This window comes from Rhodococcus sp. P3_B8 (genome assembly GCF_056402775.1).
The window spans coordinates 1-10,307 of the sequence record NZ_JBFUGT010000235.1 but is presented as its reverse complement, the minus strand read 5'-3'; the positions used below and the strand labels follow the sequence as shown (position 1 = coordinate 10,307).

The 10,307-nt window shown below is 67.4% G+C and carries 9 protein-coding genes; 3 read left to right on the top strand and 6 right to left on the bottom strand.

What is annotated here, in order from left to right; translation table 11 throughout:
* Nucleotides 1–84 precede the first annotated feature (84 nt).
* A complete protein-coding gene (locus tag AC1D1G_RS35015) occupies nucleotides 85–714 on the top strand; it encodes an ANTAR domain-containing response regulator (protein ID WP_005260374.1) in 630 nt (209 codons plus the stop codon).
* 313 nt (nucleotides 715–1,027) lie between these two features.
* Nucleotides 1,028–2,350: an ABC transporter substrate-binding protein gene (locus tag AC1D1G_RS35010; protein ID WP_007295814.1), complete on the top strand. Its 1,323-nt coding sequence runs from the start codon at nucleotides 1,028–1,030 to the stop codon at nucleotides 2,348–2,350.
* 69 nt (nucleotides 2,351–2,419) lie between these two features.
* Here AC1D1G_RS35010 and AC1D1G_RS35005 read toward each other — a convergent pair whose 3' ends face one another.
* Genes AC1D1G_RS35005 through AC1D1G_RS34990 form a run of 4 tightly spaced genes read right to left on the bottom strand, consistent with a single transcriptional unit; the run spans nucleotide 2,420 to nucleotide 6,587 of the window.
* The gene (locus tag AC1D1G_RS35005) at nucleotides 2,420–3,214 is read right to left on the bottom strand and encodes an ABC transporter ATP-binding protein (protein ID WP_477955688.1); all 795 of its coding nucleotides are present in this window, start codon (nucleotides 3,212–3,214) and stop codon (nucleotides 2,420–2,422) included.
* Nucleotides 3,211–4,230: an ABC transporter ATP-binding protein gene (locus tag AC1D1G_RS35000; protein WP_105413707.1), complete on the bottom strand. Its 1,020-nt coding sequence runs from the start codon at nucleotides 4,228–4,230 to the stop codon at nucleotides 3,211–3,213. The genes AC1D1G_RS35005 and AC1D1G_RS35000 overlap by 4 nt, the downstream gene beginning before the upstream one ends.
* A complete protein-coding gene (locus AC1D1G_RS34995) occupies nucleotides 4,223–5,212 on the bottom strand; it encodes a branched-chain amino acid ABC transporter permease (RefSeq protein ID WP_009473649.1) in 990 nt (329 codons plus the stop codon). The genes AC1D1G_RS35000 and AC1D1G_RS34995 overlap by 8 nt, the downstream gene beginning before the upstream one ends.
* A gap of 4 nt (nucleotides 5,213–5,216) precedes the next feature.
* Complete coding sequence (locus tag AC1D1G_RS34990) at nucleotides 5,217–6,587, bottom strand: branched-chain amino acid ABC transporter permease (protein WP_283334311.1); 1,371 nt, start codon at nucleotides 6,585–6,587, stop codon at nucleotides 5,217–5,219.
* Nucleotides 6,588–6,813: 226 nt separating this feature from the next.
* On the opposite strand from AC1D1G_RS34990, the gene polA reads away from it, so the two are divergent.
* Nucleotides 6,814–9,558: a DNA polymerase I gene (polA, locus tag AC1D1G_RS34985; protein ID WP_283352518.1), complete on the top strand. Its 2,745-nt coding sequence runs from the start codon at nucleotides 6,814–6,816 to the stop codon at nucleotides 9,556–9,558.
* 19 nt (nucleotides 9,559–9,577) lie between these two features.
* Here the strand turns inward: polA and trxA are convergent, their stop codons facing one another.
* Both trxA and AC1D1G_RS34975 read right to left on the bottom strand, forming a co-directional pair.
* Nucleotides 9,578–9,946: a thioredoxin gene (gene trxA / locus AC1D1G_RS34980; RefSeq protein ID WP_005247443.1), complete on the bottom strand. Its 369-nt coding sequence runs from the start codon at nucleotides 9,944–9,946 to the stop codon at nucleotides 9,578–9,580.
* A 73-nt stretch (nucleotides 9,947–10,019) separates the two neighbouring features.
* Nucleotides 10,020–10,307 (bottom strand): helix-turn-helix domain-containing protein (locus AC1D1G_RS34975; protein ID WP_477955684.1); only part of this gene is annotated, 288 nt, incomplete at its 5' end.

The window sequence follows — 10,307 nt, the reverse complement described above, 5'->3', positions numbered from 1 at the left end:
CTGTAGAAGATCGCCGTCGGGAGTCAACCACCGGTACCCTTCTAACGTTCGCTCCCCGTGCCGGGGTCGTCCGAGCAGAGGAGAATGGTGGCCATGAACGCTCCCCAGCAGCAAGGTGTGCCGTCGCAGCCGCGACGGGTCGTGGTGGCCGAGGACGAGGCGCTGATCAGGCTCGATCTGGTCGAGATGCTGCGGGAAGAGGGCTACGACGTGGTTGGTGAGGCGGGGGACGGGCAGGCCGCCGTCGACCTGGCGGTGGAGCTCAAACCCGACCTCGTGATCATGGACGTGAAGATGCCCCGTCGTGACGGCATCGATGCGGCCTCGGAGATCGCGGCGAAACGTATTGCGCCCGTGGTCATTCTCACAGCGTTCAGTCAGCGCGAGCTGGTGGAGCGGGCTCGCGACGCCGGGGCGATGGCCTATCTCGTCAAGCCGTTCTCCACTGCCGACCTGGTTCCTGCGGTCGAGTTGGCGGCCAGCCGGTTCAAGGAAGTGACCGCGCTCGAGCGGGAGATCTCCGATCTGTCCGAGCGTCTGGAGACCCGCAAGATCGTCGAGCGGGCGAAGGGCGTGTTGATGGAGAAGCAGTCGCTGACCGAGCCCGAAGCGTTCAAGTGGATCCAGCGGGCCGCGATGGACCGCCGGTCGACGATGAAGGCGGTCGCGCAGGTGGTGCTCGAGACCCTCGGTGGGGAAGCTCCTACCAGTTGACGCGCGAGATCGGCGACGGGCGATGCGTTTTCGCCGGAGGGGTCAGGCGCCGGCGGGGAAGTCCGCGGATCGGCTGACGTCGGCCCACCGCTGGGTCTCCGGCGTCAGGTGGTCGTCGACTCCGTGCGCCTTCTCCTCGGCGCCTGAGGCTCGCCACGCTACGGCCGCGTAAACACTCGTCGTATTCAGATCACAGTAAGGTCACGAGCCTTTCTGGACGGATCGCGGAAGCCGCCGGACCGCTAGCGTCTGATCCCACAGCGGACGCCAACTCGGGTGGCGCCCGCACTCAGGTGATCTAAGGAGAGTTTGGATGGCTAAACGGACCCTCGTGCGGGCGGCCGCGGTTCTCGGCGCGGCATCTCTCGCACTGGCAGGTTGTAGTTCGGACAGTGGCGACGACTCCGCGAGTGGGAGTGACAGCTCTGCCTCGGCCACCACTGTTTCCACCGACTGCACGCCCGAAGAGGCGGCGGCAGCGGGTGCCCCGTCCACGGCGCCGCTGAAGATCGGCACTCTGCTCCCCGACACGGGAAGCCTCTCCTTCCTCGGACCGCCGATGGTGGCGGGCACCCAGCTCGGCGTCAACGACGTCAATGCGGCCGGTGGTGTTCTCGGCCAGCCGGTCCAGTTGATTCCCGGGGACTCGGGCGACACCACCACCGACACGGCGAACACCACCGTCGACCGGGAACTGGCCGCGGGCACCCAGGTGATCATCGGCGCGGCGTCGTCCTCGGTGTCGCTGAAGGTCATCGACAAGGTGTCCAGCGCCGGCGTCGTGATGTTCTCCCCGGCCAACACGTCCGACCAGTTCGTCTGCTACCCGGACAAGGGCCAGTACTTCCGCACCGCCCCCACCGACGTGTTGCAGGCTCAGGCTGTGTCGCAACTCATCTCGGACGACGGCGGCCAGCGCGTGTCCATCCTGGCCCTCAACGACCCGTACGGAACCGGGCTCGCCGACAACATCCAGAAGAACCTCGTCGACGCGGGCATCCCCGAGGACCAGATCCAGAAGATCATCTACGACCCCAACGCGCAGTCGTTCAACTCCGAGATCGACCAGGTCAAGGACTTCGCCCCCGACGCCGTCGCGGTGGTCGGATTCGAGGAGTCGGCGAAGATCATCACCCGCATGCACGAGGTCGGCATCGGCCCGTCCGACGGGATGAAGGTCTACGGCGTGGACGGCAACATGGGTAACGCGCTCGGCGAGTCGGTGGCCGCACCGCTGCTCGACGGCATGCAGGGCACCACGCCGCTCACGGACGTCGGTCCGGCCTTCCAGGATCGTCTCAAGGGCATCAACCCGGGTCTGATCGACTTCAACTACGCCGGTGAGTCCTACGACGCCGTAGTCGTTTCCGCGCTCGCCGCGGAGGCCGCGAAGTCGACGGCCGGTCGCGACATCGCCGCGAACATCAACGCCGTCACCGAGGGCGGAACCCCGTGCACGTCGTACCAGGAGTGCCTGCCGCTCGTGCAGGCCGGCACGGACGTCGACTACAACGGCATCACCGGCAAGCTCGACTTCACCGCCGCAGGCGAGCCGTCCATCGGTTCGTACGGCAAGCTGAAGTTCGGTGCCGACAACAAGCTGACGACGGACGGATACATCGTCGTCGGCGGATGATCGCACTCACCTGAAACGGACTGTGGGCCAGGGAAACCTGGCCCACAGTCGTGTCCGGAACCACCGGACCTACTTCTTCTCCTGACTTCCCGCCAGGGTCCCGAGGTACAGCTCGATCACCTTCGGGTCGTGCATCAGGTTGGGTCCCGAGTCGGTGTAGGCGTTGCGGCCCTGGTCGAGGACGTAGCCGCGGTCGCAGATCTGCAGGCACCGGCGGGCGTTCTGCTCGACCATGATCACCGAGACGCCCGCCGCGTTGATTCGCTTGCAGCGGATGAACACCTCGTCCTGGAACATCGGGGACAGTCCGGCGGACGGCTCGTCGAGCAGCAGCACGGACGGTTCCATCATCAGTGCCCGGCCCATCGCGACCATCTGCCRTTCACCGCCGGACAGGGCGCCCGCCTTCACCTTCTTCCGCTCGACGAGCAGCGGGAAGAGGTCGCCGACGAACGCAAATCTCTGCGCGAAGAGCTTGGGCCGCAAATACATCCCCATCTCGAGGTTCTCCTCGATGGTGAGCGACGGAAAGACGTTCTGCGTCTGCGGGACGTAGCCGACACCCTTCTGCACGAGAACGTGGGCGGGTTTGGACGTGATGTCCTCACCGCGCAGGGTCACCGAACCCTCACGCACCGGTATCAGCCCGAACAGCGACTTCAGGAGCGTGGACTTCCCGGCGCCGTTGGGACCGATGATGCCGACGATCTCCCCCTCGCGCAGGAAGAAGTTGCACTCGCGGAGGATGTTGACGCCGGGGATGTACCCGGCCACCACACCGTCCGCGCGGACGAGGGCACCCTCGGCGAGCCGGGCATGCTCCTCGGGTGTGGCCGCGAATTCCGCTGGGGTCAGTTCGGTCATGAGTTCTCACGCCTCAGCTCGGTGATGTCGGGTTCGGAGAGGTCGCCGCCGGTCTCGAGGGTCGCCGCCTCCGCGTTCTCGAGTGCCTCGGCCAGAACGGCCGTCGCGCCCACCGGATTCCCCTCGTCGTCGAACTCGAGCGCCTGATCGTGGTGGCTGCCCAGGTAGGCGTCGACCACCGCGTTGTTGGACGAGAGGTGTCCCGGCGTGGACTCGGCGATCACACTGCCCTGCGCCATCACCACCACCCAGTCGCTGATGTCGCGGATGACGTCCATGTCGTGTTCGACGAACACGACGGTCATGCCCTCGTCCCGAAGCGACTTGATGTGGCCGAGCAGGCTCTGGGTGAGCGCCGGGTTCACGCCGGCCATCGGCTCGTCGAGCATCACCACGGTCGGCTCGGTCATCAGCGCCCGCGCCATCTCGAGCAGCTTGCGCTGACCACCGGACAGCGAGCCGGCGAGATCGTCGGACTTGGTGTCGAGCTTGAACCGCGCGAGCAGTTCGTTCGCTCGTTCGGTGACGGCCCGTTCCTGCGCCTTCCACGTCCACGGCAGGAGCGTGTTGAAGATCCGCTCACCGCGCTGCCCGGTGGCGCCGAGCCGAACGTTGTCGAGCACCGTCAGCTTCGACAGCGCCTTGGTGAGCTGGAACGTGCGGACGACGCCGCGGCGGGCCACCTGGTGCGGATACATCCGGCCCAGCGACTGGCCATCCATCGACCACGTGCCGCTGTCAGGCCGGTCGAAACCGGTGAGCAGGTTGAACAGGGTGGTCTTGCCTGCACCGTTCGGACCGATCAGTCCGGTGATGCAGCCGCGCTGGATCTCCAGATGCGCCACGTCGACGGCCTTGAGCCCGCCGAACGTCCGGGACACGTTGTCGACCACGAGGATCGGGTCGGGTTTCGGTGCGCCGGGGGAGTGCGGGACGTCGGTGAATATCGAGGCCCGTTCCTCGTCGGTGAGCACGGTGTCGGTCTGCAGATGATCCGGCAGTCTGTGGTCAGGCATTGAGCTGCACCTCCCGCTTGTTGCCCAGTATGCCCTGTGGCCGGAAGACCATCAGCACCGCGATCATGATGCCGAGCAGGACGAACCGCATGGCCCCGACCTGCTGTTCCGTCAGCGGCAGCAGCGGCTCCGGCCCGGAGATCGCCTGTCGCAACAGGGCGTCCGGGATGGCCAGCAGGAACCAGAACAGCATCGCGCCGACCACCGGTCCGAAGACCGTGGCGGCGCCGCCGAGGATGAGGGCGCCGAACGCGAAGAACGTCTGTGCGGTGGAGTAGAAGTCGGGGTTGATCGACTTGGTCTGCAGTGCGTTGAACACGCCGCCGAGCCCGCCGATCATGCCGCCGAGGACCAGCGCCTGCATCTTGTAGACGAACACGTTCTTGCCGAGGGCGCGTGCGGCGTCCTCGTCCTCGCGGACGGCCTTGAGGACACGGCCCCACGGGCTGTGCGTCAGGAGGAACACGAACCCGCACAGCACCAGGACGAGAGTCCACCCCACGACCATCGACCAGAGGTCGTCGCCGTAGAACTTCACGCCGAGGAAGTTGTACTGCTTACCCGAGTCGAACGGGCTGAGCGTCGTGAACGGGTCCGCGAAACCGAACAACCCGTTGGTGGATCCGGTGATGGAATCCGATGCGGTGGAGCGGAAGATCAGGCGGAGGATCTCGGATGCGGCGATCGTGACGATGGCGAGGTAGTCGGCCCGCAACCGCAGCGTCGGGATACCGAGGACGACGGCCAGCAGTCCGGCCGCGGCGAGACCGACGAGGATGCCGACCCACAGCGGCTGCTGGTAGGTGACGGTCATGATCCCGACGCCGTAGCCGCCGAGGAGGGCGAAACCGATCTGACCGAAGTTGAGCAGTCCGGCGTAGCCGAAGTGCAGGTTGAGGCCGATCGCCAGCAGCGCGTAGAAGATCGCGGACGGGCCGATCAGCTGGGCGAGCGAGACCTGGAGTGCTCCTGCGATGTCCATGCCCTCACCCGATCCTTTGCCGGCTGCCGAGAATGCCCTGAGGCCGGACCACCAGGATGACGATCAAGATGAGCAGTCCTCCGATGTACTTGAGGTCGGGGTTGATCACCAGCGTCGACAGCTGGACGAGCAGACCGACGATCACACAGCCGAGCAGCGCGCCGTAGGCGGTGCCGAGTCCGCCGAGCGTGATGCCGGCGAACATCAGCAGCAGGAGCTTGAAGCCCATCTCCCACTGCACGCGGCCGCCGAGTTCGGAGATGCCGAACAGGACGCCGCCGAGCGCGGCGAGACCGCCGCCGAGACCCCACACGAAGCGGATCACCCGTTCGACGTCGATGCCGGACGACGCGGCCAGGTCGCGGTTGTCGGACACCGCGCGCATGGCCTTGCCGATGCGCGTCTTCTGCAGCAGCAGGGCCACTCCGACGAGAACGACGAGACTGATGCCGATGCTCACGAGGTTGGCGTCGGTGATCGCGATCGGACCCCAGTGCCGCTCGACCTGGGCCTGGTAGTCGACGAACGGTTCCGCGCGATCGGAGAAGAAGATCAGGATCAGGTAGCGCAGGGAGATCGCGAGCCCGATCGACACCACCAGCTGCGCTATCAGGCCGGTCTTGCGTCGTCGCAGCGGTTTCCAGATCCCGGCGTTGTTCAGCAGTCCGATCAGGATGCCCACGAACACTGCGAGGATGGTGGCCGGGATCAGCTGCACACCGAACGTCACGTTGATCACCCACGCCGCGACCGCGCCGAGGGTGACGAGTTCGCCGTGCGCGAAGTTCGTCAGGCCGGTGGTGCCGTAGATCAGGCTCAGCCCGACTCCGGCGATGGCGATCACGAGACCGAACCGGAGTCCGTCGATGGTCTGGCGAATCAGCTTCTCGTAGAACGGGACCGCGGAACCGGTACGGGCCTCGCCGAACGAGAAGATCACCGTGTTGGTGCGACCGGCCACCACTTCCCGCTGCACCGTGGCCTGCACGCTGACGTCGTCGGGAAGCGAGTCCGCCACGATCTCGAACGTGTACGTGCCGGGCGCGACCTGGAGTTCCCAGCGGCCGTTCGACTCCGACGTCGCCTTCGCCACCTCGTTGCCCGACGAATCGAGAGCGCGTACCTCGACGTCCGCGAGCCGTTCGCCGGCGTTGTTCAGATTGCCGCTGACCCGCACCGCGTTCTCCGGGGGCGCCGGTTGCCCGCTCGTCGCGGGCGGTGGGGGCGGCGGGGTGGGTTCCTGCGCCGCCGCGGGACCGCCGAAGGCGATCGCCGCGACGAGGCCGAGCAGGACGAGGACGAACGCACGGCCGAGTTGCCGGGTGACCGACCCTCGCCTCGTGCGTTTCCTCGCGGATGTCGGTCGCGTCCTCACTGCTGGGAGTCGCTTCCTCACGGTTGGGGCCACGCAGGTCCTCCGGGGACGTGTAGATCGGTCAGGAACGTGCTGCGACGGACTCGACTACCGCCCGTGCCGCAATTTCCGGACTCTAACGGCTCCGGTCGCGCGAAATGGGGTTCTCGGATTTCCGGCACGTTTCGGTTGGGTATCGAACCATCCGGCTGATCGGTGTCGGATCCGCTCCCTAGACTGGGCAACCGTGAGCCCTGCAACCACCCCCCGGTCCACCACGTCCCCCGCGTCCGGCGCCGCCGCGTCGTCCGACGATCGCCCCACCCTGATGCTGCTCGACGGCCACTCGCTGGCCTTCCGTGCGTTCTACGCCCTGCCCGCCGAGAACTTCAAGACGCACAGCGGTCAGGTCACCAACGCCGTCTACGGGTTCACGTCGATGTTGATCAACCTGCTGCGCGACGAACAGCCGAGCCACGTGGCGGCGGCGTTCGACGTGTCCAGGCAGACGTTCCGGGCGGAGAAGTTCCCCGAGTACAAGGCGAATCGCAGCAAGGCTCCGGACGAGTTCAAGGGGCAGGTCGAGATCACCAAGGACGTCCTCGGGGCCCTCGGCATCCCGGTGATGGCCGAGGAAGGCTTCGAGGCCGACGACATCATCGCCACGCTCACCACCCAGGCCGAGGCGCTCGGGTACCGCGTCCTCGTGGTGACCGGCGACCGGGACTCGCTCCAGCTGGTCACCGACGGGGTCACGGTGCTGTACCCGAAGAAGGGCGTCTCGGACCTCACCCGGTTCACCCCCGCGGCCGTCGAGGAGAAGTACGGGCTCACACCTGCGCAGTACCCCGACTTCGCGGCACTGCGCGGCGACCCGAGCGACAACCTGCCGGGCATCCCGGGGGTGGGGGAGAAGACCGCCACCAAGTGGATCAAGGAGTACGGCGATCTCGTCGGCCTGGTCGACAACGTCGACAAGGTCCGCGGCAAGGTCGGTGACGCGCTGCGCGAGAACCTGCCGAACGTCCTGCTCAACCGGGAACTCACCGAAATGGTGCGCGACGTCCCGCTGCCGTACACCCCGGACCAGCTGATGCTCGCGCAGTGGGATCGGGAGAAGATCCACGCGCTGTTCGATGACCTCGAGTTCAAGGTGCTGCGCGACCGGCTGTTCGCCACGCTGGCCCCCGTCGAAGCCGAGGCCGAGGAGGGCTTCGAGGTGCGGGGGAGCGCGCTCGATCCCGGGGCGGTCGCGGACTGGCTGTCGGCGCACGCGTCGACGGGCGAGCGATCCGGCGTGTCGGTGGTCGGCACCCGCACCCCGTACGGCGGTGACGTGACGGCGATCGCCATCGCCGCCGCRGACGGCGAGGGCGCCTACATCGCCACCGCGTCCGCCACCCCGGAGGACGAGAAGGCGCTCGGCGACTGGCTCGCGGACGCCGGTCAGCCGAAGGCCCTGCACGAAGCCAAGTGGGCGATGCACGCGCTGCGCGGACGCGGCTGGGTGCTCGGTGGTCTCACCAGCGACACCGCGCTGGCGGCCTACCTGGTGCGTCCCGGGCAGCGGACGTTCAACCTCGACGACCTGTCGCTGAGGTACCTGCGCAGGGAGCTGCGGGTGGAGGAGACCGGCCAGGAGCAGCTGTCGCTGCTCGACGACGCCGACCAGGTCGACGCGGAAGCCGCCGAGACCGAAATTCTCAGCGCCCGCGCCGTCCTCGACCTCGCGGCCGCGCTCGACACCGAACTCGACAACATCGAATCGACGGCTCTGCTGTCCGAGATGGAGTTGCCGCTGCTGGAGGTGCTGGCCGACATCGAGGCGTCCGGTATCGCCGTCGACGGCACCCACCTGCACGACCTGCAGAGCCGATTCGCGGCCGAGGTCTCCGCGGCGGCGGAGGCGGCCTACGGGGTCATCGGCAAGCAGATCAACCTCGGGTCGCCCAAGCAGCTGCAGGTCGTGCTGTTCGACGAGCTGGAGATGCCCAAGACGAAGAAGACGAAGACCGGGTACACCACGGACGCCGAGGCGTTGCAGAACCTGTTCGAGAAGACGTCGCACCCGTTCCTCGAGCACCTGCTCGCGCACCGCGACGCGACGCGGCTGAAGGTCACCGTCGACGGTCTGCTCAAGACGGTCGCCGAGGACGGGCGGATCCACACGACGTTCAACCAGACCGTCGCGGCCACCGGCCGGCTGTCGTCGACCGAGCCGAACCTCCAGAACATCCCGGTGCGCACGGATGCAGGCCGGCAGATCCGGGACGGCTTCGTCGTCGGCGAGGGCTACGATTCGCTGCTCACGGCCGACTACAGCCAGATCGAGATGCGGATCATGGCCCACGTGTCCGGCGACGAGGGCCTGATCGAGGCGTTCAACACCGGCGAAGACCTGCACAGCTTCGTCGGCGCGCGTGCGTTCGGCGTGCCGATCGAGGAGGTCACACCGGAGCTTCGCCGCCGCGTGAAGGCGATGTCGTACGGGCTGGCGTACGGGCTGAGCGCGTTCGGTCTGGCCGCCCAGCTCAAGATCTCGACCGAAGAGGCCAAATCGCAGATGGAGGCGTACTTCGCCCGGTTCGGCGGGGTCCGCGACTACCTGCACGAGGTCGTCGAGCAGGCCCGCAAGGACGGCTACACGTCGACGCTGTACGGGCGTCGCCGCTACCTGCCCGACCTCACCAGTGACAACCGCCAGCGGCGGGAGGTCGCCGAGCGCGCCGCGCTCAACGCCCCCATCCAGGGCACGGCCGCCGACATCATCAAGGTCGCGATGATCAACGTGCAGCGATCACTGCGCGACGCGGGCCTGAAGTCGCGGATGCTGCTGCAGGTCCACGACGAACTCGTGCTCGAGGTCGTCGATTCGGAACGGGAACAGGTCGAACAGCTGGTCCGCGACGAGATGTCCTCGGCCATCGAGCTGTCGGTGCCGCTCGACGTGTCCGTCGGCACCGGTCGCAGCTGGGACGCCGCCGCACACTAGGCGGCGGCGGTCCTCCGCCCTATTCGGCCGGCGCCTGCTCGGCGATCTGCTTGCGCACCTCGTCCATGTCGAGGGCCTTGACCTGCGTGACCAGATCCTCGAGCGCCGCAGGCGGCAGCGCACCCGGCTGGCTGAACACCAGCACACCCTCGCGGAACGCCATGATGGTCGGGATCGACCGGATGTTCGCGGCGGCGGCGATGCCCTGTTCCGCCTCGGTGTCGACCTTGGCGTGCACGACGTCGGGGTGCTGCTCCGACGAGGCCTCGAAGGTGGGGGCGAAGGAGCGGCACGGACCGCACCACGATGCCCAGAAGTCCACCAGAACGACGTCGTTGCCGGTCACGGTCTCGTCGAAGTTCTGCTGAGTCAGAGTCTTGGTGGCCACGAGGGTCCTTTCGTTCGGTGACTGCTTTGCGTGTGCAACGCCGCGCCGCCGTCGATTCTTCCCTGCGGCGCCGTCAGCCGGTGCGCTCCGTGTCCCGGAACGTGCGGCGGTACGCCTGCGGGGTGGTGTGCCGCAGCCGCAGGAAATGCTGCCGCAGCACGGCGCCGCCGCCGAAACCGACCCGTTCGGCGATCACGTCCACCGACAGGTCCGAGTTCTCCAGCAGGTGCTGCGCGGCCAGCACCCGCTGATCGCTGAGCCAGCGGGCCGGGGTGGTTCCGGTCTCGGCCTGGAACCGCCGCGCGAACGTGCGGGGCGACATGTTGGCCTTGGCCGCCACCGCGGTCACGGACAGGTCGAG